The 20,889-nt window shown below is 71.6% G+C and carries 24 protein-coding genes; 8 read left to right on the forward strand and 16 right to left on the reverse strand.

Annotated features, from left to right (window positions below; all coding sequences use genetic code 11):
• Nucleotides 1-306: 306 nt before the first annotated feature.
• The 4 genes from ACIPSE_RS04810 to ACIPSE_RS04825 are packed head-to-tail and all read right to left on the reverse strand — an operon-like array spanning nucleotide 307 to nucleotide 2,505.
• Nucleotides 307-738, reverse strand: a complete 432-nt coding sequence (locus ACIPSE_RS04810) for a hypothetical protein (protein WP_401657374.1) — start codon at nucleotides 736-738, stop codon at nucleotides 307-309.
• Between the two features lie 28 nt (nucleotides 739-766).
• On the reverse strand, nucleotides 767-1,195 hold the full coding sequence (locus ACIPSE_RS04815) for a contact-dependent growth inhibition system immunity protein (RefSeq protein WP_401657376.1): 429 nt from the start codon (nucleotides 1,193-1,195) through the stop codon (nucleotides 767-769).
• 28 nt (nucleotides 1,196-1,223) lie between these two features.
• Nucleotides 1,224-1,841: a hypothetical protein gene (locus tag ACIPSE_RS04820; protein ID WP_401657378.1), complete on the reverse strand. Its 618-nt coding sequence runs from the start codon at nucleotides 1,839-1,841 to the stop codon at nucleotides 1,224-1,226.
• Nucleotides 1,842-1,857: 16 nt separating this feature from the next.
• Nucleotides 1,858-2,505 carry a hypothetical protein gene (locus tag ACIPSE_RS04825; RefSeq protein WP_401657380.1) on the reverse strand — a complete coding sequence of 216 codons (648 nt, stop codon included), beginning with the start codon at nucleotides 2,503-2,505 and terminating at the stop codon, nucleotides 1,858-1,860.
• A gap of 73 nt (nucleotides 2,506-2,578) precedes the next feature.
• Between ACIPSE_RS04825 and ACIPSE_RS04830 the strand changes: the two genes are divergently transcribed.
• Nucleotides 2,579-2,917, forward strand: coding sequence for a hypothetical protein (locus tag ACIPSE_RS04830; protein ID WP_401657690.1), 339 nt, complete (start codon nucleotides 2,579-2,581; stop codon nucleotides 2,915-2,917).
• A gap of 18 nt (nucleotides 2,918-2,935) precedes the next feature.
• Here ACIPSE_RS04830 and ACIPSE_RS04835 read toward each other — a convergent pair whose 3' ends face one another.
• A complete protein-coding gene (locus ACIPSE_RS04835) occupies nucleotides 2,936-3,379 on the reverse strand; it encodes an SsgA family sporulation/cell division regulator (RefSeq protein WP_401657382.1) in 444 nt (147 codons plus the stop codon).
• Between the two features lie 211 nt (nucleotides 3,380-3,590).
• On the opposite strand from ACIPSE_RS04835, the gene ACIPSE_RS04840 reads away from it, so the two are divergent.
• Nucleotides 3,591-5,348 carry a sigma-70 family RNA polymerase sigma factor gene (locus ACIPSE_RS04840; protein WP_401657384.1) on the forward strand — a complete coding sequence of 586 codons (1,758 nt, stop codon included), beginning with the start codon at nucleotides 3,591-3,593 and terminating at the stop codon, nucleotides 5,346-5,348.
• Here the strand turns inward: ACIPSE_RS04840 and ACIPSE_RS04845 are convergent.
• The 9 genes from ACIPSE_RS04845 to ACIPSE_RS04885 all read right to left on the reverse strand — a co-directional run bounded on the left by ACIPSE_RS04845 (nucleotide 5,291) and on the right by ACIPSE_RS04885 (nucleotide 11,884).
• Entirely contained in the window at nucleotides 5,291-5,752 is a 462-nt protein-coding gene (locus tag ACIPSE_RS04845; RefSeq protein WP_401657692.1) for a TadE/TadG family type IV pilus assembly protein, read from the reverse strand. The genes ACIPSE_RS04840 and ACIPSE_RS04845 overlap by 58 nt on opposite strands.
• 5 nt (nucleotides 5,753-5,757) lie before the next feature.
• Nucleotides 5,758-6,234: a TadE/TadG family type IV pilus assembly protein gene (locus tag ACIPSE_RS04850; protein ID WP_401657386.1), complete on the reverse strand. Its 477-nt coding sequence runs from the start codon at nucleotides 6,232-6,234 to the stop codon at nucleotides 5,758-5,760.
• A 13-nt stretch (nucleotides 6,235-6,247) separates the two neighbouring features.
• Nucleotides 6,248-6,718 carry a TadE family protein gene (locus tag ACIPSE_RS04855; RefSeq protein ID WP_401657388.1) on the reverse strand — a complete coding sequence of 157 codons (471 nt, stop codon included), beginning with the start codon at nucleotides 6,716-6,718 and terminating at the stop codon, nucleotides 6,248-6,250.
• A gap of 8 nt (nucleotides 6,719-6,726) precedes the next feature.
• Nucleotides 6,727-7,014 carry a hypothetical protein gene (locus ACIPSE_RS04860; protein WP_401657390.1) on the reverse strand — a complete coding sequence of 96 codons (288 nt, stop codon included), beginning with the start codon at nucleotides 7,012-7,014 and terminating at the stop codon, nucleotides 6,727-6,729.
• 68 nt (nucleotides 7,015-7,082) lie between these two features.
• Nucleotides 7,083-8,006: a type II secretion system F family protein gene (locus ACIPSE_RS04865; protein ID WP_401657392.1), complete on the reverse strand. Its 924-nt coding sequence runs from the start codon at nucleotides 8,004-8,006 to the stop codon at nucleotides 7,083-7,085.
• Nucleotides 8,003-8,929, reverse strand: coding sequence for a type II secretion system F family protein (locus tag ACIPSE_RS04870; protein ID WP_401657694.1), 927 nt, complete (start codon nucleotides 8,927-8,929; stop codon nucleotides 8,003-8,005). The genes ACIPSE_RS04865 and ACIPSE_RS04870 overlap by 4 nt, the downstream gene beginning before the upstream one ends.
• A 41-nt stretch (nucleotides 8,930-8,970) precedes the next feature.
• On the reverse strand, nucleotides 8,971-10,278 hold the full coding sequence (locus tag ACIPSE_RS04875) for a CpaF family protein (RefSeq protein ID WP_401657394.1): 1,308 nt from the start codon (nucleotides 10,276-10,278) through the stop codon (nucleotides 8,971-8,973).
• Nucleotides 10,275-11,144 (reverse strand): hypothetical protein, encoded by an 870-nt coding sequence (locus ACIPSE_RS04880; RefSeq protein ID WP_401657396.1) that lies wholly within the window; start codon nucleotides 11,142-11,144, stop codon nucleotides 10,275-10,277. Before ACIPSE_RS04880 ends, ACIPSE_RS04875 begins: the two co-directional genes overlap by 4 nt.
• A 20-nt stretch (nucleotides 11,145-11,164) precedes the next feature.
• Nucleotides 11,165-11,884: a hypothetical protein gene (locus ACIPSE_RS04885; RefSeq protein WP_401657398.1), complete on the reverse strand. Its 720-nt coding sequence runs from the start codon at nucleotides 11,882-11,884 to the stop codon at nucleotides 11,165-11,167.
• Nucleotides 11,885-12,288: 404 nt separating this feature from the next.
• Between ACIPSE_RS04885 and ACIPSE_RS04890 the strand changes: the two genes are divergently transcribed.
• The 3 genes from ACIPSE_RS04890 to ACIPSE_RS04900 all read left to right on the forward strand — a co-directional run bounded on the left by ACIPSE_RS04890 (nucleotide 12,289) and on the right by ACIPSE_RS04900 (nucleotide 16,728).
• Nucleotides 12,289-13,161 (forward strand): hypothetical protein, encoded by an 873-nt coding sequence (locus ACIPSE_RS04890; protein ID WP_401657400.1) that lies wholly within the window; start codon nucleotides 12,289-12,291, stop codon nucleotides 13,159-13,161.
• A gap of 59 nt (nucleotides 13,162-13,220) precedes the next feature.
• Nucleotides 13,221-15,323 (forward strand): hypothetical protein, encoded by a 2,103-nt coding sequence (locus ACIPSE_RS04895; RefSeq protein WP_401657402.1) that lies wholly within the window; start codon nucleotides 13,221-13,223, stop codon nucleotides 15,321-15,323.
• A 73-nt stretch (nucleotides 15,324-15,396) separates the two neighbouring features.
• Nucleotides 15,397-16,728, forward strand: coding sequence for a hypothetical protein (locus ACIPSE_RS04900; protein WP_401657404.1), 1,332 nt, complete (start codon nucleotides 15,397-15,399; stop codon nucleotides 16,726-16,728).
• Here ACIPSE_RS04900 and ACIPSE_RS04905 read toward each other — a convergent pair.
• Entirely contained in the window at nucleotides 16,691-17,167 is a 477-nt protein-coding gene (locus ACIPSE_RS04905; protein ID WP_401657406.1) for a hypothetical protein, read from the reverse strand. The two genes, ACIPSE_RS04900 and ACIPSE_RS04905, sit on opposite strands and share 38 nt — an antisense overlap.
• Nucleotides 17,168-17,501: 334 nt before the next feature.
• Between ACIPSE_RS04905 and ACIPSE_RS04910 the strand changes: the two genes are divergently transcribed.
• Nucleotides 17,502-19,877, forward strand: coding sequence for an endonuclease/exonuclease/phosphatase family protein (locus ACIPSE_RS04910; protein WP_401657696.1), 2,376 nt, complete (start codon nucleotides 17,502-17,504; stop codon nucleotides 19,875-19,877).
• A gap of 99 nt (nucleotides 19,878-19,976) precedes the next feature.
• On the opposite strand, the gene ACIPSE_RS04915 is transcribed toward ACIPSE_RS04910, so the two are convergent.
• Nucleotides 19,977-20,255, reverse strand: coding sequence for a winged helix-turn-helix domain-containing protein (locus ACIPSE_RS04915; RefSeq protein ID WP_401657408.1), 279 nt, complete (start codon nucleotides 20,253-20,255; stop codon nucleotides 19,977-19,979).
• Between the two features lie 163 nt (nucleotides 20,256-20,418).
• On the opposite strand from ACIPSE_RS04915, the gene ACIPSE_RS04920 reads away from it, so the two are divergent.
• Both ACIPSE_RS04920 and ACIPSE_RS04925 read left to right on the forward strand, forming a co-directional pair.
• Complete coding sequence (locus tag ACIPSE_RS04920) at nucleotides 20,419-20,658, forward strand: hypothetical protein (protein ID WP_401657409.1); 240 nt, start codon at nucleotides 20,419-20,421, stop codon at nucleotides 20,656-20,658.
• The gene (locus ACIPSE_RS04925; RefSeq protein ID WP_401657411.1) at nucleotides 20,655-20,837 is read left to right on the forward strand and encodes a hypothetical protein; all 183 of its coding nucleotides are present in this window, start codon (nucleotides 20,655-20,657) and stop codon (nucleotides 20,835-20,837) included. The genes ACIPSE_RS04920 and ACIPSE_RS04925 overlap by 4 nt, the downstream gene beginning before the upstream one ends.
• Nucleotides 20,838-20,889: the final 52 nt, after the last annotated feature.

Below are 20,889 nucleotides of genomic sequence, written 5' to 3' on the forward strand. Positions count from 1 at the left end.
CGTCAACAACATCTCTGTGCGCGTGCGAACTTACCTGGACGACCGTTCGAGGGGTAGCTCGATCAGTGAGGTCATGGTCACCACCAGCGGCATTCTGCTGGTGAGCTGCGGAGCACGTCCCTGGGATTCGTCCGCAAAGGGTGATTCGCTGCCTCCCCAACGGAAGGCGTAGTTCCCGCTGTGGCCAACGCGGCCACCTCCGGGCGGAAATGGGCCGCTGGGAAACAGGCCGCGGCAAGTCCATCGAGCGAGCTCCGGAACCGGTACCTGTATCCACTGCCCATGATCACTCGTCCTGGAAATCGATCAGCGGGGCCATGGCCACCAGCGTCGCAGTGTCTCCCGTACCGTCACTCGGACCCAGCGTCGCTTCAGCCAGGGCGGCAGGTCCCGGAAGGGGATGTACGTCAGGACGTCGTCGAACGTGTGGTCGGCGGCGCCGCCCGGGCCCTCGGCGCGGAGGGCCTCGTACAGCTCCGGGGTCAGGCGGCGGTCGAGGCGGGCCAGGTGGGCGGTCGCGGTGAAGGGGAAGTCACGGCCGGGGCCGGGGAGCAGTTCCAGGGCCCGGATGATCCGCGGGGACACCACCTCCGGCTCGCAGTTGAGAGCGAGGCCGATCACTGCGGCGCCCAGACGGTCGTCCCGGCGGTCGAGGGCGGCGTCGACCTCCGCCGGGTCGTCGATGCCCAGCAGGCCCTCGCCGGTCTCCCAGTTCCAGTGGCGGGCTATCGCGACCACCGCGTCTCGGAGTGGGGGTGGTGCGGCGTCATGACGTTCCTCCGGGGAGCGTGGAGAGGCAGGTGTCCGCCTCTCGCTTCAAGGAGCGGGAGAGATCGACCAGCACGGTCAAGGTGTTCCTCAACTCAGCCGTCCAGTACGCAGCTTGCGGGACGTCTGTCCAGGCATGCCGGTTCCTGGTGACGACCGCGTAGAGCAGGTCCTCGTCGTACCAGCCGCCGGCCGCCTGGCCGGGAGCGGTGTCCCGGAGGATCTCCACCGCCCGGGGAAGCAGCCAGGGCAGGCCGACGTCCTGGCCGATCAGGCGGGCCAGCTCATGTGGTGCGAGCAGGCCGATCGGGCGGTGGCGCAGCTCGTGGACGTTCCTGACCATGGCGGTGGTGTCCGGGGGCGGATCGGCCCATCGCTGCCCGTCGAGCTGCGTCAGGGACCGGCTGCGGTCGATCGGCTGAGGCACGAGGCGTGATCCTTTCATGGTCCGCCGTTCATCCAGGTCCAGGCCCGTCGAGCGCGTCCGCCAGGGCGTGGGCGTACGCCCTGAAGCCCTCCCTGGCGGCTTCCGGCGTCGGCGCGTCCGGGCGCAGCGCGTCCGGCAGGGACGCCACCCGCCACATGCGGAACACGTCGGCCACCGCGCGCCCGCCGTCGCGTCCGAGCAGTGCCGCAGCCCCGCGCACGGCGGCGGACACGAGGGCGGCGCCCCGGTCGGCCTCCGTCCCCCGTGTCACCGCGGCGCCCACCAACCCGTCCATGAGCCGGGTGAGTTGCAGGTCGCCGCCCGTGCGGAGGATACGGCGCAGCGCCGCGGGGTCCGTGAGGTCCGGTGGGTATCGCTCGACGCAGGCCGAGTGCAGCGTCAGGGACTCGGGCGTCACCTCCGCCGACCCGCCGCCCCGGTCGTTCCAGCCGCCCTGCCGCTCGAAGAGCCGCATCGTCCCGGGCGAGAAGTCGCCGATCTCCCGTACCGCTTCGAGCAGGTCGTCCAACTCGGCCCGGTGCGCGGCCACGAAGGCGGTCGGCGACTCGGCCCCCGCCACCGCACCCAGGTCGAGGACCGACCACAGCGGGCCGAACACGTCGTAGGCCAGGCCGCGTTCGGTCACCGACGCCGTCATCCGGTCAGGCCGTGAAGCGGAACGTCGACGTGATCGCGTCGAAGATGTCGAAGAAGGACTCCGCGAGGTCCAGGACCTGGCTGCTGCCGGCGACGAGCGCGACCTTGCCCTCCTGGCCCGGGACGGGGATGTACGTCTGGACGAGCACCGCGCGGATCGTGCGGTTCAGGGCGTCGTCGGGGACGGGGATGTCCTCGATGCCGTACGTGCGGGCGGCCGGGCCCACACCGGGGATGTCGACCGTGGTGACCTTGCGCCAGGAGTCGCCCTCGCGCTTCGCCTCCTTGACGGCCAGCTGGCTCGCGATGACGGACGGGTCGTTGGAGAGGGGCTCGCCGTGTTCGTTGCGTCCGCCGACCAGGGACACCGTCACCGATCCCGTGATCGGGGTGTCAGCGCCGAAGTTCTCCGCCATGCAACCGCAGTACAGGGCGCCCGACTTCCAGGCGTCCGCGGCGGCCTTGCGGAGGAAGTCCGTGTAGACGTCACGGTACTGGGACAGCTCCGGGTGCTGTCCGACGCGTTCGTTCACCATGCGGCGGATCGAGTCGTCCCGTGACTCGGGGCGGACGTCGAACTCCCACCACGACTCGGGGACCTTGATCCGGAAACCCCCGCGCTCGACGGTGAGCGTCTCCATGTAGCGGGCCATGACGTAGACCGACCTTCCCCGTCCTCATCCGTTGTACCGTGCACGTCAGACTACGAGATCGGGGGACGTGGCCATGGGACAGGGCGGCAAGAGCGACCTCTCGCTCCCGTTGACCGAGCTGGAGACGTACGGTCAGCGGCTGCGGTCGATCAAGGCGCAGCTCAACCACACCAAGAAGCTGTTCGAGCAGTACAGGGACGACATCGGCGACGGCAGCGTGAACGACGCCCTCGACGACTTCGAGTCCAACTGGGAGGACGGCCGCGAGGACATCACGCAGCAGCTCGACGCGCTGTCGAAGATGTCGGACGCCGTCGTCCGGGAGTTCAAGAAGCTCGACGACGAACTCGCCAAGCAGGTCAACGACAAGATGAGGACCGAGGACAAGCGGCCTCCCAAGGCCGACAAGTAGCCCCGGCAGAAGACGGGTTCACGCTCCCGGGGCGTCTCGGACCCCGCCGAGCAGCTCCGCCAGTCCCCGCTCCAGCGCGGGCTGCGTCGGCTCGTCCCCCGGCTCCGTGACCCTGTACGTGCGCAGCAGGTACCGGTGCAGGGCCGCCGTCTCGAAGAGGATCATCGCCACGCCCTCCGGCGCCCTGAACTCCACGGCGGTGCGCGTGCGGTCGTACGGGCCGACGTGGACGTTGCCCAGGCCCGCCGGACTGCCGACGCCCTCCTCCAGGAGCCCCCGCGCGAAGGTCCACGTCAACTCCTCGCCGTCCAGGGAGATCCACGCGGGGAAGTCGAAGTGCACGGCCAACGGGTCGTCGGCCGTGTAGCGGAGGGTGACGGTGACCGCCAACTCCTCGTCGTCGGCGGTGAGCAGGCGCGCACCGGTGGGCTGTTCCAGGGTGAGGTGACCGTTGTGTCGCATGTGCGTCTCCGATGCGGGGCGGGAGGCGGCCGGTTGGGCCGTTGCACCTCCTTCGAGGAGGAAACCGGGGCCGGCATTACGCCGGTTACGCAAGTTACCCATGTGATGTACGCCACTTCCGACGATGCCGGAAACTTTTATTGAAAGTTTCGTCATCTAGGCTGACAAACCCTTACCGCCGCTTCAAACAGGCACTCCGGAGCGTTCCGCCATGTCTGACGGATCCACTGACGCTGAAGCCTCCGCGGCGACCTCCGCCGCGATCTCCACCGCGACCTCCGCCTACGCCCGGGTCTACGAGGAGCAGCAGCCGCGTCTGGTCGCCTACGCCCGCTCCCTCACCAGGAGTTCCTGGGCCGCCGAGGACCTCGTCGCGGAGGCCCACTTCCGCGTGTGGCGCCGCCTCGCCGCGGGGCACGAGATCGAGAACGTGCCCGCGTACCTGATGACGACGGTCCGCCGTCTCGCGTCGGCCGCGGGCAGCGCCGTACGGGAGACCCCGCACGATCCGCAGAGCGACGAGCGGGTCTCCGTGCCCGCGCAGGGCGGTGATCCGGCCGAGCAGGTGTCCTCCGTCGACCTGCTGGTGCGGGTGCTGGGGCAGTTGCCCGAGCGGTGGGTCAAGGCGCTGTGGCTCGCGGACGCGGAAGGGCTGCCGCTGGCGGCGATCGGGCCGCAGCTCGGCACGAAGGACGGGGCCACGGCGGTCCTGCTGCACCGCGCCCGTGAGGGCATGCGGCAGGCGTTCCTGCGCGCGCAGACCGGTGCTCCGGACGATCCCGCCTGCCAGGTCCACTGGGCCCGCATGCCCGCGTACGTCCGTGGCTCCGCCACCGCGCGGCAGTCCGAACGCGTCCTGGGGCACGTGGACGCGTGCGACGACTGCCGGGCCCGGCTCGCCGCGCTGATGAGCGCCAACGACCGGCTGCCCGCGCTCGTCGGGCCCGCGCTGCTTCTCGTGGTGCTGGGCGGCTCGGGCCGGTTCCTGCTGACCTTCGCCGCGGGCTCGACGAGCTGGAGCGGTGTCGGCGGGTGGAAGGGGCCGGCGAAGGGAGGCGCGGCCAAGGCCGCCGCCACGGCCGGCGCGATCGCCCTCGCCGCCGCGGCCCTCCTGCTCGCCCTCGGCCCCGACGACCAGTCCCCCGCCCACCGCACCCCCGTCGCCGAAGTCCCGGCGAGCCGGTCACCGGTGGCCCAGGACCCGGTGACCGCCCCGGCACGGGGCGACGCCGGTGACGGCGACGGCGACGGCGACACTGTCGGTGTCGGCGGTACGACGGGTTCGGCGGTCGGCGGTACGACGGGTTCGGCGGTCGGCGGTACGACGGGTTCGGCGGTCGGCGACACGGTCGTACGGGAGGAGCCGGTTGCCGCGGCGGCCCCCGGCGACGGCGGAACGCCCGTGGTCCCGGCCCCCGCGGAGTCCTCCGCCAGCCCGACGCCCCCTGCGACTCCGTCCGCGACCCCCCTTCCGACTCCGGCTCCCAGTACGGCCGAACCGGCCCCACCGGCGACCACGGAACCGGTACCCGTCGAGACGCCCACGGAACCGGCAGAGCCGACGCCTCCGGCGGAACCCACGGAACCCGCACCGTCGGCGGAACCCACGGAGCCCACGCCTCCGGCCGAACCGACCGCGCCGACCGCGCCGACCGCGCCGACCGCGCCTGAACCCTCCCCGACCGAACCCGCGCCTCCGGCGGAGCCGACGCCCCCGGCCGAACCGAACCCGCCCGCCGAACCGACGCCTCCCGCCCACCCGGAGCCCACTCCGAAGGAGCCGACCCCTCCCGGCGAGGACAACTGCCCACCTCCCGGAGGGAAGCCGTCAGGTGGGATGCCACCGGGCCGGACGCCCCCGGGCGGGACTCCCCCGCCCGAGCAGCCGCCGCAGAACCCGGGAACCGGCCGTCAGCCGACCTCGTTCTCCGCCGTCGCCTGGCCGTGGACGGTGACGTCGCCGCTGTAGAACATGCCGGTGAAGACCGGGGAGTAGGTCAACTGGACCTCGACCGCGACCTGGTCGGCGTCCGCGGTGACGCAGTGGGTCGCCGCGATGTCCGCGCCCGTCATGTTCATCTCGCGGGCGAACGCGCGCACCCGGGCGTCGCAGTTCTGGAAGTTGATCGGGGCGGGGCCGTTCTCGTCGTCGTAGAGGGCGTCCAGGTCGATGTCCTGGGCGGCGTACCGCGCGGCCTGTTCGGCGATGTCGGCGGCGCGTTCGCGCTTGGAGATGGACAGGCCGCCGTCGATGACGAAGGCCGACAGGGAAAGGAAGACCAGCGCGAAGATGATGACCGCGCCGGCGCCCGAACCCCGGTCGTCGAGGTGGGACCGGCGGTCCGACAGCCAGTCGCGCGCGGCGGCCCGGATACCGTTCACGCCGTCCTCCGGAACGGGTCCAGGGGCGAACTGAAGCTCGCCGTCAGGGTCGTGGGGATGTCGAGGCCGAGCATGGCCAGTCCGCGGACCTCGCAGCTCACCTCGACCGTGAAGAAGGTCGCCGCCTCGAAGCCCGCGCTCGTCTGGTCGACGGTCACGGGACCGGAGCAGACGTCGGCGAGGTCGGCCTCGGCGGCCTTGCGGGCCTCCGACATCGCGGTGGCGTGGTCCTTCTGGATGGAGCCGGCGCGCGCGGCGTCACGGGCCGCGCCGTCCACCGCGCCCCGACCGTCGACGAGTTGACCGAAGGCCACCAGGACCAGGATGAACAGGATCATCACCGGGGCGAGGATCACCACCTCGACGGTGGAGAGCCCTCGGTCGTCCGTCGGCGGAGCCCCTTGGTCGTCCGTCGGCGGAGCCCCGTCGTCGGTTCTGAACCGGCGCGCCGCCCCGCGCAGCACATGCTTCATGGTCAGCTTCAGCTCAGTTCCCGTTGTCCTGGACGAACCGTTCGACCGGTCCCTGCGACTGCGCGTGCACCGTCAGGTCGAGGCCGGGGAAGACCGTCGGGACCCGTGCCGTGATCTCCACGCCGACCGTGTTCTGCTCGGGCTGGAGCATCGTCACGTTCGGCGACAGCACGAGCTGCGGGCCGAGTTGGCCGATGTAGCTGTCGACGACGTCCCGCGCCTCACCGCGCCACGCGCCCGGCTGGGCGTCGGCCGTGGCACGCGCCTTGCGGGCACCCGCCTGTGCCGCCGCCTGGGCGACATGGTCCGCGAAGAAGTACAGCGCGAACTGCACCGTCGCGAAGATCATGAAGAAGAGGACCGGTGTGAGCAGCACGAACTCGATCGCGGTCATGCCGGAGTCGCCGCGGGCGGACGCCTCTTGGCGAGCCGTCTGCACCCTGCGGCGTACCCATCCCCCTACGCCGTCCGTCTTCATCGTCATACGGACGATCAGCAGGTCTTGCCCGCGTCGGCACCCTTGATGCAGTCGCCGACCTTGTTGGCGCCCTCGCTCAGCGCGGCGTTGATGATCGCGGCGACCACGCCGACGATCGCCACGACGACCGCGGAGATGATGACCCACTCCACCGCGGAGGCGCCGCGGTCCAGTTCGCCGGAGCGGGCGCGCTCGACGCGGGCGCTCAGGAAGGTGATCAGGAAGTCGACCTGCGGGATGCCGGTGCGGAACTCCCGGCCGTCGCGCCCGTCCCGTCCGGTGCGTGCGATACGTGCGTTCATGTCGTGTGTCGTCCTCTCGAAACAGCGGTTGGCGTGCGGCGTTGCTGGAAACGGCCGGGGGCGGCGGCTCAGGAGACCTGGAACACCCTCATGGCCGCCGGGAAGATCAGGAACACCAGGAAGCCGGCGCACAGCAGCAGCTGGGCGACGAGCATGGACTGCGACTTCTCGCCCGCGCTGCCCTCGATCTCGGCGAGTTCGCGGTGCCGCATGGTCTCGGCGCGGGAGGCGAGGGACTCACGGACCTTGGCCCCGTCGTCCGCGACCAGGGCGAGCGAGGCGGAGAGGTCCTTCAGTTCCTCCACGCCGATCTCCTCGCCCAGCTGACCGAGCGCCTGCCACTGGCTGATACCGGTGATCCGGGCGTCGTTGAGCGCGTTGCGGATGCGCTGGGTGGCCCAGCCGTCGGAGACCTCGGCCGCCGCCATCAGCGCCTCGGGCAGACCGCGTCCGCCCGCGAGGCTCATGGAGACGAGGTCCAGATAGGCGCCGATCACACGCCGCAGATCGCGCCGCTTCTCGGCCGCGTCCCGCCGTACCTCCAGGTCGGGCAGGAAGAAGAAGACGGCGGCGAAGGCGAGCGCGAGCCACACCGGGATGATCGGGCTGCGGCCGAAGCCCAGGGTCCAGATCACCGCGAACAGGAACGGGCCGAAGAACAGACCGGCGGTGGCCAGCAGCACCTTGGTGGCGAGGAACTTCTCCCAACTGCGGTCCAGGACGGCGAGATCCGCCCGCAGCGACCGCTGCTCCCAGCCCTGCTGGAGATAGAACTCGGCGACGCGGCGCCCGACGTCGGCCCGCATCGAACCGAGCCGCCCCTGGTCGGCGCCGGTCCGCGAGGACTCGTACGCCGCTCCGCGGGCCCGCATCGCGTCGATCCGGGCGACCTGGGAGACCGCGCTGCGTTTGGTCGGCATCAGGGCCCGGACCAGGACGTAGATGCCCAGGCCGATGATCGCGCCGACGGTGATCGGCATGGTCAGGCTCATCGACGTACCCCTTCTTCCGCGGGCTGGGTCCTCGGCCGGACGAACTGGACCGACGACTCGTCCTTGATCAGGAACCGTTCGGGCGTCTCGATGGTGGACAGCTTGCGCAGCCACCAGAAGCCGAGCGCGAACAGCCCGCAGACGCAGGCGAGGACGAGCTGGCCGACGGCCGTGCCGTACGGCTCGACGAAGTCCCGGTTGAAGATGGACAGTCCGAGGACGAAGGCGATGGAGACGGCGACGACGATCTGCACCGAGCGGCGGGTGGAGGACCGTTGGGCCATCACGCGCTGGCGCATGTCGACTTCCTCGCGCGCCGACTTGGCGAGCGCGCCGAGCACCTGGCGCAGACCGGGGCCGCGCAGCCGGGCGTTGAGGATGAGCGCGGCGACGATGATGTCGGCGGAGGCGTCGTCGATCTCGTCGGCGAGGTGCTGGAGCGCCTCGGGCAGCGGGGTGCGGGAGCGCAACCGGTCGACGAGCGCGTCGAGATGGGGCCGCAGGACGGGGGCCGCGGCCCGCGCGGACGCGGGGATGGCCTGCTCCAGACCGACGGCGCCGGCGATGGTGTCGCGCAGCGACTCCGTCCAGGAGGCGAGCGCCTCCACCCGGCGCATGGCGGCCCGTTCCTCGGCGGCGCCGCCGAAGAGCCGGTCCCAGAAGAAGACGAGCACCCCGGCCGCGATGCCGGCGACGGCCCAGCGAGTGAGCAGCAGCACGACGAGACCGATGATCGCGGCGAGCGAGCCGCGCTGTCCGGCGAACCGGATCATCTCGGAGGCCCGTTCGGCGGCCTTCTGCTTCTCGTGATCCGGCTTGACCGGCAGTCCGCGCAGGGCGGCGGCGAACAGCGCGATGCCGCCGCCGACGGCGACCCCGCAGCCGAGCGAGTACAGGACGGTCGTGGAGAACAGTCCGCCCATGGAGCCGAGCGAACCGAGTGCGGCGTAGGACGTCATGGCGGTCACCCCCAGGTTCCCGAGGGCCGGTAGCCCTGTGCGATCAGGTCGTCGAGGCAGGCGATGGGCGCGTGCGGCACGATCCGCCCGTCGGGTGTCTCCGCGAACACCTCGCTGGACAGCACACGGCCGTCGACGCCGTTGACCTCGCGGACGGAGGTGACCATGCGCTGAAGTCGGCCGCCCGTCTGGAAGTTGTTGCGCCGCTGGATGAAGACGACGAAGTTCACGGCGCCCGCGATCAGCATCTGGCTCGCCTCGATGGGCAGCCGTTCGGCGGCCTGGAGGGCGTACGTGGAGATGCGGTTGAACACCTCGTGCGAGCTGTTCGCGTGGATCGTGGACAGGGAGCCGTCGTTGCCCTGGGACATGGCGTTGAGCATGGTGACGATCTCGTCGCCGAGGACCTCGCCGACGATGACCCGGGAGGGGTTCATGCGCAGCGACCGGCGCACCAGCTCGGCCATCGAGATCAGGCCCTGGCCCTCGGAGTTGGGCAGCCGCTCCTCGAACGCGACGACGTTGGGGTGCAGGTCGTCGAAGGTGTCGAGGCCGAGCTCCAGGGCCCGTTCGACGGTGATCAGCCGCTCGTGGGGCGGGATCTCGTTGGCGAGGGCGCGCAGCAGCGTCGTCTTGCCGGCGTTGGTGGCGCCCGCGATCATGATGTTCTTGCGGGCCCGCACCGCGCACGCCAGGAAGTGCGCGACCTCCGGGGTCACGGTGCCGTTGCCGACGAGGTCGGAGATGAACACCTTGCCCATGCGCGCGCGGCGGATGGACAGCGCGGGGCGCCGGGTGACGTCCATGACGGCCGACAGCCGCGAGCCGTCGGGCAGCCGCAGGTCGAGCTGCGGGTTGGCGGAGTCGAAGGGGCGGGACGACAGGCCCGAGTAGGCGCCGAGGACCTGGATGAGCTCGATGAGCTCCTCGTCGGACTCGGCGACCGGGTCCTCCTTGGACTCGCGCCCGTCGGAGTAGCCGACGAAGACCTGGTCGTACCCGTTGATGTCGATGTTCTCGACGTCGATGTTGTCGAGGAGCGGCTGGAGCCGGCCGACGCCGAACAGCGCGGCGTGCACGGCGGCGGCGTACTGCTCCTCGGTCTCCGCGTCGAGGGGGGTGCGGCCCGCGTTGATCTCGGTGCGGGCGTACTCCTCCAGGATCTGGGCTATGACCGCGCGGGCGTAGTGCCGTTCGTCCTCGCCGGACATCGGCGAGACCCCGGACACCTGGTCCTGGCGCCGCTGTTCGGCGATCCGGTCGCCGGCGTCCTGCCGGAACCGTTTGACCAGCGAGTGGTCGACAGCGGTCATCGGGTGGCCCCGGCATGGCCGCCCGGCTGGCCGTACGCCTGCGGCTGCTGGGCCTGCGTGGGCGCGGACCAGGCGGCGCCGTACTGCTGGTACAGGTCCGCGGTGACCTTGCGGGCGGTGCGGATCAGCAGCGACTTCTCCAGGCGTCCGCGCTTGCGGCCGGCCAACTGGTCGGCACCGGCCGGGTCGTCGGCGAGGGTGCCGACCACGCGGGCGCCGGTCTGGGCGTGCACAAGCATGTCGTTGACCTGGCCGGCGATCTTGGGCGCGCTGTTGGTGTCGGCGATGAGGACGACGCCGATCATCGGGTTGCCCATGGTCGCCACGCCGCGCTGGCCGCCGTGCAGCTTGTTGCCGAGGGCGGCGGCCCGGTCGCGGACGCGCGCGATGGCCTCCGGCTCGGTGCGGCTGATCAGCAGGACGAGCGCGGCGTGCGGGAAGAGGTCCACGACAGGGGTGTCCCCGGCGATCCGCCCGCAGTCGGCGATGACGTCGGCGGGCGCGTTCGGGGACTCGGCGAGCGCGGCGAAGGAGTGCCCGAGGGTCGGCCACAGTCCGGCGAGGCCGGCGGCCTGCTCGGCGTTGCCGAGACCCACGAGGACTTCGAGACCGCCGCTCAACGGCTGCACGTGGTCCCAGAGTTGGTCGGGCACCAGGCCGCGGCGGGCGGTCGCGGCGATGGACAGCATCCCGGTGTTCGGGTTGAGCGGGCCTCCGTGCGCGGCGGCACTGCGGTACACGAGGTCGCCGCCCGCCGGGTCGGTCTCCGCGAGCAGGGCACGCCGCGGCCAGACCGCCGCGAGAGCGACGGCCGCGGTGGTCACGCCGGGGGAACCCTTGTCGGCGGCGAGAGCGATGAGCGCCATGGGGTGGGGCCGCCTGCCTTCTAGTTGCTGCTGTTGCTGCTGGGGACGAGGACGAGGGCGACCTCACCGTTGGCCGCGGCCTGGGCGAGGGCGCCGGCCTGGTCGTTGTCGACGGCGAGGGTGTACGACTGGTTGGCGCTGCTGACGATCTCGTCGCCGCCGGCCTGCGGCACGGTGGCCACGATCGCGCTGTCCACGATGACCGAGTTGTCACCGGTGGCCGAGGCCGAACTGTTGCCGCCGGAGCCGCCGTCGGTGACGCGGTAGGCCGCGACCGTGTCCCCGATCTTCAGTCCGGAGGGGAACTGGCCCGCCTTCAGGGCGAGACCGACGAGGGTCTTGCCCTGGGTGGCCTCGCTGTTCTCGGTGAACATGTCGCCGATGACGACGGTGCCCTTGTAGATCGTGGACTTGGCCTTGAGACCCTTGAGAGCGGCGAGCTGGTCCCAGCGCACGTAGTTGATGGCGCTGTCGTCGGCGACCAGCACGGACGTGACGCTGTCGCCCACCGACTCGCCGGGCTGGATGTCGCTCGTCACCTGGACGACCTCGACCCGGTCACCGGCCTGGAGGACGAGCATCGTCGCCCCCAGCGCGCCCACCAGGATCAACAGCACCGCCAGCGCCGCGAGCGCGGGTTTGCGCTCGCGAGGCGGGGTGGGAAGCCGGTCACCGACCGACGGCTGGACCGGAGCCGTGGGACGCCCTTGAGCCGCCCCCGAACGCTCTTGGATCTTCACGCAACCGCTCCCCGTAACCCAAGAAAAGTCTGTCAAATGACATGCAAATTGGGACACTTCACCTAGGTCTACTCGACTTACGCGAATAGCCATCGCAGAGGTGAGTGTCAAGCCATCGCACCGTATCAGCCGCACATAAGCCCCTCAAGGCACGTCCGAAGTCCCGCTCCCCACCCCGTACCTCGTTATCCATCTGCAACTTCTTCCGCTCCGGGCCCGCACACGCACCCGCCGGAACAGGGCGGTTGCCTGTGCAGCGGCGAATCGGCCGCGGGTGCGCCGCACCGCCCCCGCGGCACCGTCCGTCACGCCCCGCCCATGAGGCCTGCACGATTCGCTCACGAAGCCGCCAGGGCCGCGTGCCATGATCTCTGCTCGGTTTCACGACACGGGGGCATCAGGCGATGGCGAAGGCAGAGACGGTTCTCCTCCCGATCGGCGGTGCGGCGCTCTCCTCCGACGAGCGGCTCCTGACCGCGGTACGGGAGATCGGCGCGCGCACCGGCGTCGACTACACCGACGACCGCGCGGTCACCACGCTCCTGGCGGAGCGGCGCGAGGCGGCGCACGCGGCCCAGCACCGGCCGCTGGCCTGGGTGGCGGGCCTGACCCTGGTGGCGGTCGTGTGCTGGGTCGTCGCGGCCGTGGGCGTCCCCGCGCTGGGCCCGAAGGCGGCGGCGCTCGCCGGCCCTCCCCTGATCGCGGCCGTCGCCGCGCTGGTCCACGTCCGCAAGGGCTGGCGGCGCGAGATGGAGCATCCCGCCCTCGCCGGGTACCGCGAGGTCCTCGGCCGGGCCCGGGCGCACGGGATGACGCCGACGCACGTGCCGCCGTGGCTGGAGGGGCGGCCGGAGGCCGGACAGGGCGGCGGCAAGGCGGTGCTGCCGATCCCGGTGTATCCGACGGTGGAGGCGCCCGCGGCACCCGTGGACTCCGCCTCCGCCGTGCCCGTCCCGCCGAAGCCGGCCGCCGTCGCCGAGTACGAGCGCGTCGCCGACACCGGCGGCTGGCACGACGAGGCGGGCTGCCTCCTGGTCATCGCCGGCGTCATCGGCGCGGGCTGGGCCTGGTCGGAGACCGAACCGCTCGGCTACGGCGCCCTCGCCCTGATCCCCCTCGCGATCGTCGTCTGGCTGATCGGCAGCAACCAGGGCGGCGAGAAGGCACGGCTCCGGGCGGAGGCGACGGAGTACGTCAAGGCGATCACCGCCGCCCAGGCGGCCGGCGCCCAGGTGCCCGAACTCTCGCCGCAGCTCCAGAAGTTGCTGCACGGCTGAACCCGATCCTCTCCGGACGGTGTTTCGCACTAGCGAACCCTCCCAGTAGAGTGCCGCGCGTGACGGCAGGCGGGGAACGGGGGCTTCCGGCGATGCGAGCGGCAAGGGTCGACAGGACCCGGCAAAGGGTCGAGAGGACCCGGCAAAGGGTCGGGGGAACCGGGAGAAGAGTCGGGGGAACCGGGAGAAGAGGGGCGCGGCTGCTCGGCGGACTCGCCGTACTGCTGGCGCTCTTCGCGACCGCCACCCCGTCCGCGCGCGCGGCGGCCGACACCCAGGCGGCGTACCTGGCGGAGCGGCTCCGCGCCGACCCCGTCTACGTCACCGACCAACTCCCGCGCGAGATTCCGAAGTCGACGACCCCGTCCTTCGAGAGGCTCGCGCACCGCACCGGTGTCCCGACCTACGTCCTCGTCCTGCCCTCCGGGGCCACCGGGACCTCCGACGGGGAGGCACTGCTCGGCGCGGTCCACGACCGGCTCGGCGAGGACGGGCTGTACGTCCTCCTCGACGACTCGACGGTCACCGACGCCACGGCGTACGGCGTGAGCGCCCCCGCGGACGACGCCGTGACCGTCGCCTTCTACGAACTCCCCTACGACGCGGGACCCTTGCGCAGCTTCGAGCGGTTCGTGGACGTCGTCGCCGGAGGCGCCGAGAAGGCCGCCGCCCGCGCGCGGGCGGCACGCGACGCCGACAGCGAGCCCGCCGACCTGTACATAGGCCCGACCGACCGCGACAACCAGGCGTTCCTGACGGGCCTCGCGATCACGGGCGCCCCGCTGACACTCGTCCTCCTGGTCCCCTACGTACGGCGGTGGCGCCGCCGTCGCCCCGGGGCACCTGTGTCCCTCAAGAAGGGAACGGCACACAGCCGTTGGACGAAACTCGCCCTCCCCACCGCCGCCGTCGCGACCGGACTCGCCATCGCCGTGACCGCGCCGCACGTCTTCGACGAGACGACGTCGAGCGCGTCCCCCCGCCCCCGCGCGATCGACCTCAACGCCCGGATCGACCGGGTCGCCGAGGGCCTCGCCCGGGACGCGGTCTACCAGGACCCGGAGAGCCCGCGCGCCCTCGACGAGGCCCAGGTGGAGCGACTCCGCACCCGTATCGAGGCGTTCGGGAGATCGGAGGGCGGCGGCCCGGTCCGTCTCCTCCTCGTCCCCCAGCTGTACGAGGACGAGTCCGGCGCGGACGAGGAGAACTTCGCGTACGCGGTCCGGGACAAGCTCGACGGCGAGGACGGCGTGTACGTCGTCGCCGACCCCCTCTCGGGCTACATCGACGTCTTCAACTATGGCCTGGCCCTCGACAGTTACAGCCTCCTGTTCGACCTTCCGGAGTCCATCTCCTACGGGGACGACAAGGCGGACGCCGCCGACGACCACCGTCTCGGCGAGCGCCTCGACTCCCTCATGACCCTGCTCGACAGGACGGAACGCACCGACGAGCCGACGACGCCGGGCGACCCGTACCCGGTGACGGACCCGGTCCACGAGGACGACCTCCCGTCGCTCTACGCCGCCGACGACTTCACGCCCGGCCTCGTCATGGGCACGTTCGCGGCGGCTGCCCTGCTCGGGCTGACGGCCGCCGCGCTCGGCGTCACCCGCCGACTGGGCCTGCGCCGCCACCCGGCCCCGCTCACCGCCTCCGCCCTGCCGCTGTCCTCCCCGGCCGAGCCGGCGGAGTCGTATCTGCGTGCCACGGCCCGGTCCGAACTCCGTGCGATGACGGCGGAGTTCGACGAGGAGACGGCCGACACCCGCACCCGGAACCGCTACGACGCGGCGATACTCCTGGTCCACGGCGAGGAGCTCGACGATCTCGCCCCCGCGGCCCTGGTCGCCGTGATCGTCCTCGCCCGGGCGGCGCGCGCCGCGACGGCCGGGGACGACAGCACGCTGTGCTGCGGGGTGAACCCCCTGCACGGCCCGGCGCGCACCAGCCGCCATGTCCGTGTCTCCGCCGGGAGCACGCGCAGGCGCATGCTCCCGCTCTGCCCGGTCTGCCTGGACGACCCGCACCGGATCCCGGCCCGTCTGCTGAGACTGCCGCCCGACGGGACGCCCTACTACGAGGACGAGTTGCTGTCGGCCACCCCCGACGGCTTCACCAAGCTCGGCCGGAGGGTACGGGAGGCGACATATGCGGAGTAGCCGAAGCGGACGCGGACGGGGAGTTGCGGCCGCACCGGCACCGGCCCTCTTGCCGGTCCTGATCCCGGTCCTGATGCCGATCCTGTTGCTGTTCCTCGCGGGTGGCACCGCCCGTGCCGCCGACGGCCCGCCCAGCCCCGGCGAACGCATCGCGAACGCCCTGCGCTCCTCACCGGTGTACGTCGACAAGGCGTACGAGGGCGCCGTACCACCGTCCAGACAGCGGGAGTTGGAGCAGCAGATCGCCGCGACGGGCCTGCCCGTCAAGGTGGTCCTCGTCCCCCTCACCAAGGGGGACTCCTTCGACGGCGAGGCGGACACCCTGGCCTCGGTCGTCCACGACCGCCTGGATCTGCGCGAGTTCGTCCTCATCACCACGGACGGCCGGTACACCGACTACCTCAACGGCTACGAGTGGCCGAGCGACACCCACCAGACCCGGGACGCGGTGGCGGCGGCGGGTTTCCTCGACGAGACGCGCGACGCCGGTCTGGCGGACCTGACGTCCAAGGCGGTGGAGTTGGTGGCGGAGGGCAACGGCACCGAGACGTACGAGAAGGCGACCCGGTCACTGGACACGCCCCGTTCGGAGGAACCGTCCCCGGCGGAGGAGGAGAAGTCCGGGTGGCCGACGACCGGGACGGCCCTGCTCGCGCTGCTGCTGACGGCCTGCGCCGCCCTGTTCCTCGTACGACGGCACCGCACCGCCCGGCCGACGGCGCGCACCCCGTCCCCGTCGGTCTTCAAGGCGGCCCGCGCGGCGGACGAATCGGCGCTGCGGCGGCGGGCGGAGGCGGAGGTGATCGCGCTCGGCGAGGCGGTCCTGGCCGCGGAGGTGACCGACACCCGCGCCCTGGACGCGTACGCGGAGGCGGGCAAGGTCCTGGACGCGGCGCGTGACGCGCCGGACCTGGCGGGTGTCCTGGCCCTGGCCGCGGAGGGCCGAGATGCTCTCCCGGGAACCGGATCGACGTCCCCGCCCCTCCCGGGAACCGGATCGACGTCCACGCCCCTCCCGGGAACCGGATCGACGTCCACGCCCCTCCCGGAGACCGGAACGAGGTCCACGCCCCTCCCGGACGCCGCGTCAGAGGCCACGCCCCTCCCGTTGTGCTTCTTCAACCCCCTGCACGGCAGGGCGGAACGCCGGGCGACCTGGCGTCCGCCGGGCCGCCCCGACCGGGCCCGGGTGGCGGTGTGCGCGACCTGCGCGACGGCCTTGCGGGCCCGCCGCGCACCGGAGGTCCTCACGGGCACGGACGGGGTCCCGTACCTCGAAGTCCCTGGCAGCGTATGGGCGGAGACGGGTTACGGCTCGCTGCTGAGCGACGGTGACACGCTGTCGGCGCGGGTGGCGAGGGGCGACTTCACCCGCACCACGCGCTCCCGCCCCGATCGGCGATGATCTCGACGCGCAACGTGCCCTCGCGCGGCCCGTCCACGGTCAGATAGGCGGTGACGTCCCCGGCGAGCACCCCGACCGGCCTGCTGAAGCATCCGTCGCCCGGGCCACCGACGGTGTTCCACCCCTGAGCGGCCCTGTAGTGGTCGAGCGCCGAGGCCCGCGAGCCGGAGTACGCGTACGTCCTCCCGACGGCCACGAACAGATCGTCGTCGTCGCAGGTGCGGTACGTGTCCCCGTCGAGGGCGGCGCCGTCCGGGGCGTCCTCCAGAACGCCTTCCGCGGCAAGGAGTTCACCAAGTTGCTCCTCGTCACCGCCGCACCCGTACCTGAGCAGCAGCTCCCCCACGGGTGACTTCACGGCGACGAGCGCACCGACCCCCAGCAGCCCGCCCACGGCGACAGCCGCGCCCAACCCCATCCCCACCTTGCGCATGTGCATGACGGAGGAGGTTAACGCAGGTGAGGCGCCAACTCGGCGCACGGGCACGGCAGTCGGCCAGGGCCGACGTCTCGCGGCCCGGCTTCCCGGGGCGGCGGAGCCGTCCCCACCCCGCGGGCACCGCACCCTCCCGTTCCCAGGATTTAACCTACGCCCTCTTGGCACCGCCCTTTCTACGCGCGTAACTTGAGCCAACTCCCCACAGCACGGCTCAAACACCCCCGTCCGACGGCGCGTTGCCGGCGCCGATGTCCGACCCGAGGAGACCGTCGACGTGTCGACCCCCGATGGAAGAAGCCCGCGCGCCCGCCGCGCCGCGTACCCGCTCATCGCCGTGAGCGCGGCGAGCGCACTCGCCGTCACCGCCCTCCCCGCCGCGTACGCCGCCCCGTCGGCCACCGTGGTGATCTCCGAGGTGTACGGCGGCGGAGGCAACTCGGGAGCCACCTTGACCCAGGACTTCGTCGAGCTCGCCAACGCGGGTTCCGAGGTCTTCGACCTGTCCGGCTACAGCGTGCAGTACCTGCCCGGTTCGGCGTCCGCGTCCTCCCAGTGGCAGGTGACCGCCCTCGGCGGCGCCCTGGCCGCGGGCAACCGCTACCTGGTGGGCGAGGGCACGGGCACCGGCGGCACGACCGCCCTCCCGACCCCCGACGCCTCCGGCTCGATCGCGATGAGCGCCACCACCGGCACGATCGCCCTCGTCTCCGGCACCACCGCGCTGACCTGCAAGACGGCCGCGGACTGCACGGCGGACAGCAGGGTCGTGGACATCGTCGGTTACGGCACCGCGGTCGTCCGTGAGGGCAGCGGCCCGGCGACCGGCGCCTCCAACACGGCCTCGGTGGCCCGTGCCGACAGCCTCGCCGACACGGACGACAACGCGACCGACCTCGCGGCGGCCACGCCCTCCCCGGTCAACTCGGCGGGCCAGAGCCCGGATCCGGGCGACGGCAGCGGTGGCGGGGGCGGCGGCTCCACGGACCCCGGCACGGTCCGCGTCCATGACATCCAGGGCACCACGCGTCTGTCCCCGTACGCGGGCAAGGCGGTCACCCGGGTCCCCGGCATCGTCACGGGCGTGCGCACGTCCGGTTCGAAGGGCTTCTGGATCCAGGACCCTCAGGCGGACTCCGACCCCGCGACCAGCGAGGGCGTCTTCGTCTACACCGGCTCGGCCGCCCCGGCCGTGGCCGTCGGCGACTCGGTGCTGGTCACCGGCAAGGTCAGCGAGTACTACCCGGCGAGCGGCCAGCAGTCGCTCACCGAGATCACCGGCCCGGTCACCACGGTCCTCTCCTCCGGCAACGAACTCCCGGCCCCCGTAACCCTGGACGCGACCTCGGTCCCCGACGCGTACGCGCCCACCGCGGACGGCGGCAGCATCGAGTCCCTGACCCTCCAACCCACCACCTACGCCCTGGACTTCTACGAGTCCCTGGAGGGCATGCGCACGACGTTCTCGGACGCGCGCGTGGTCGGCGCGACGGACGCGTACGACGAGTTGTGGGTGACGGTCAAGCCGGACGAGCACCCCACCAAGCGCGGCGGCACCCTCTACTCCTCCTACGCCGGCCAGAACACCGGCCGTGTGGAGGTCATGTCCCTCGACAAGACGACGGACTTCCCGACGGCGGACGTGGGCGACAAGCTGGCCGGCGTGACCACGGGCCCCCTGGACTACTCCACCTACGGCGGCTACAACGTCCAGGCCACCCAGCTCGGCGTCCTGGCCGGCAAGGGCCTCAAGCAGGAGATCACGCGCCGCCAGAAGGGCGACGAGCTCGCGGTGGCGACGTACAACGTCGAGAACCTCGACCCCTCGGACGACCAGACCAAGTTCGACCGCCTCGCCAAGGGCGTCGCGGTGAACCTCAGTTCCCCCGACGTCGTGGCCCTGGAGGAGATCCAGGACGACACCGGCGCCACCGACGACGGCACGGTGACCGCCGAGGGCACCCTGAAGAAGTTCACCGACGCCATCGTCGCGGCGGGCGGCCCGCGTTACTCGTGGCGCTACGTCTCACCGTCGAACAACCAGGACGGCGGCGAGCCCGGCGGCAACATCCGCCAGGTGTTCCTCTTCAACCCCAAGCGGGTCTCGTTCGTGGACCGCGCGGGCGGCGACGCGACGACGGCCACGACGGTGGTGAAGACGAGGAAGGGCGCGACGCTCACGTACTCCCCCGGCCGCATCAACCCCACGAGCACGGCATGGGACAGCAGCCGCAAGCCCTTGGTGGGCGAATTCGTCTTCCACGGCGAATCGATCTTCGTCATTGCCAACCACTTCAACTCCAAGGGCGGCGACCAGTCCCTCCACAGCCGCTACCAGCCCCCGACGCGCAGCTCGGAGACCCAGCGCGCGCTCCAAGCGGCGGAGGTCAACACCTTCGTCAAGTCGCTCCTGACCGCCGACAAGAACGCCAAGGCGGTGGTCCTGGGTGACCTGAACGACTACGAGTTCTCGGACACGGTCACCACTCTCACCTCCGGCGGTGTCCTCAAGGACCTCGTCACCACCCTCCCCGTCGCCGAGCGCTACACCTACGTCTACGACGGCAACTCCCAGACCCTGGACCACACCCTGACGACCCCGGCCGTCACGCACTTCGACTACGACGTGGTCCACATCAACGCCGAGTTCGCCGACCAGGCGAGCGACCACGACCCCCAGATCGTCCGCATCGACGTCAACCGCTGCCGGTAGGGGCGGGGACCGGTCCCGGACGCGCCGTGAGGCATGCGCGTCCGGGACCGTGCCGTTTACGCGGGCTTCGCCCCGCCGGCCGCCCTGCTCCTGACGGCGTCACTCCTCCACGGAGTCGCCGCTCTCGGGGTACGCGACGAACGTGCCCTTAGCAGGGAGAGTGATTACGAGGCCGCGTTCGCGGAGTTCGCGCGTCGCGCGGCGAGCGGTCAGATGAGCGACCCCGTACTCCGCCGCGAGATCACGTTCACCGGGCAGTCGGGCACCGGGACGCAGCTCCCCCTTGGAGATCCGCTCAGCGATGTGGTCGGCCATCTGCATGTAGACATACGCGATCTTGTTCGGGTCGATCGGGGACTGCCCTGATTCCGGCGTCATATCGAACAACGTACGACACCATCGCATAGCACGGCAGGGTGGAGTGCGCCTCACCGCTATACACCACACATGTGCACCCTGTAGCGTGCCGGACGTCGAAGAAACCCCGGCGACGGAGGGAAGCCGTCCCGGGGCATGGCCAACGCCTCTGAGGAGCGTCGACATGCTGGACCTTACCGTCCGCCTCATCACGTGGATGCTGAGCATCTGCGCCCCTGTCCCCCGGGGCCGTCACCGCCTGGACGCCGACCCGCCCCTGCGCTTCATTCCGGTGCCGCCACCCCGATTCGCCGCCCCACTCGTCGGCCCCGCGTCCCGCACGCTCCACCCTGACATCCCGCCGGGAATCGACATCGGCCCCAAGCACATCCACGGCATCCGCATCCCGGCGATCATCCGATGACCCGGCCCCCGATCCGCATGTGCGCCCGCTGCGAGCGCACAACCACCGAACCGGTCCTGGTGGGCGAGATCCACTCGGCCACCGGCCCGGGCTTCAACATCTACGCCTGCACCGAGTGCGCGCCCGGCTACCCGCCCCTGCCGGACGTGCTGGACCTCTTCCCGCCGCCACCGCAATAGCGAACCGAAACCCGCTACGCCGACGACGACCCGGACGCGACACACCCCGCGT

It is taken from the genome of Streptomyces sp. NPDC090106 (genome assembly GCF_044747265.1).
GTDB lineage: Bacteria > Actinomycetota > Actinomycetes > Streptomycetales > Streptomycetaceae > Streptomyces.

Excerpts from the sequence above, each read along its gene's own strand:
- ACIPSE_RS04825 (WP_401657380.1), bottom strand. The coding sequence starts at position 2,505 with ATGGCCCGCTACATGGAGACGCTCACCGTCGAGCGCGGGGGTTTCCGG.
- ACIPSE_RS04830 (WP_401657690.1), top strand. The coding sequence starts at position 2,579 with ATGGGACAGGGCGGCAAGAGCGACCTCTCGCTCCCGTTGACCGAGCTG.
- ACIPSE_RS04835 (WP_401657382.1), bottom strand. The coding sequence starts at position 3,379 with ATGCGACACAACGGTCACCTCACCCTGGAACAGCCCACCGGTGCGCGC.
- ACIPSE_RS04840 (WP_401657384.1), top strand. The coding sequence starts at position 3,591 with ATGTCTGACGGATCCACTGACGCTGAAGCCTCCGCGGCGACCTCCGCC.
- ACIPSE_RS04850 (WP_401657386.1), bottom strand. The coding sequence starts at position 6,234 with ATGAAGCATGTGCTGCGCGGGGCGGCGCGCCGGTTCAGAACCGACGAC.
- ACIPSE_RS04855 (WP_401657388.1), bottom strand. The coding sequence starts at position 6,718 with ATGACGATGAAGACGGACGGCGTAGGGGGATGGGTACGCCGCAGGGTG.
- ACIPSE_RS04860 (WP_401657390.1), bottom strand. The coding sequence starts at position 7,014 with ATGAACGCACGTATCGCACGCACCGGACGGGACGGGCGCGACGGCCGG.
- ACIPSE_RS04865 (WP_401657392.1), bottom strand. The coding sequence starts at position 8,006 with ATGAGCCTGACCATGCCGATCACCGTCGGCGCGATCATCGGCCTGGGC.
- ACIPSE_RS04870 (WP_401657694.1), bottom strand. The coding sequence starts at position 8,929 with ATGGGCGGACTGTTCTCCACGACCGTCCTGTACTCGCTCGGCTGCGGG.
- ACIPSE_RS04875 (WP_401657394.1), bottom strand. The coding sequence starts at position 10,278 with ATGACCGCTGTCGACCACTCGCTGGTCAAACGGTTCCGGCAGGACGCC.
- ACIPSE_RS04880 (WP_401657396.1), bottom strand. The coding sequence starts at position 11,144 with ATGGCGCTCATCGCTCTCGCCGCCGACAAGGGTTCCCCCGGCGTGACC.
- ACIPSE_RS04890 (WP_401657400.1), top strand. The coding sequence starts at position 12,289 with ATGGCGAAGGCAGAGACGGTTCTCCTCCCGATCGGCGGTGCGGCGCTC.
- ACIPSE_RS04900 (WP_401657404.1), top strand. The coding sequence starts at position 15,397 with ATGCCGATCCTGTTGCTGTTCCTCGCGGGTGGCACCGCCCGTGCCGCC.
- ACIPSE_RS04905 (WP_401657406.1), bottom strand. The coding sequence starts at position 17,167 with ATGCACATGCGCAAGGTGGGGATGGGGTTGGGCGCGGCTGTCGCCGTG.
- ACIPSE_RS04915 (WP_401657408.1), bottom strand. The coding sequence starts at position 20,255 with ATGACGCCGGAATCAGGGCAGTCCCCGATCGACCCGAACAAGATCGCG.
- ACIPSE_RS04920 (WP_401657409.1), top strand. The coding sequence starts at position 20,419 with ATGCTGGACCTTACCGTCCGCCTCATCACGTGGATGCTGAGCATCTGC.
- ACIPSE_RS04925 (WP_401657411.1), top strand. The coding sequence starts at position 20,655 with ATGACCCGGCCCCCGATCCGCATGTGCGCCCGCTGCGAGCGCACAACC.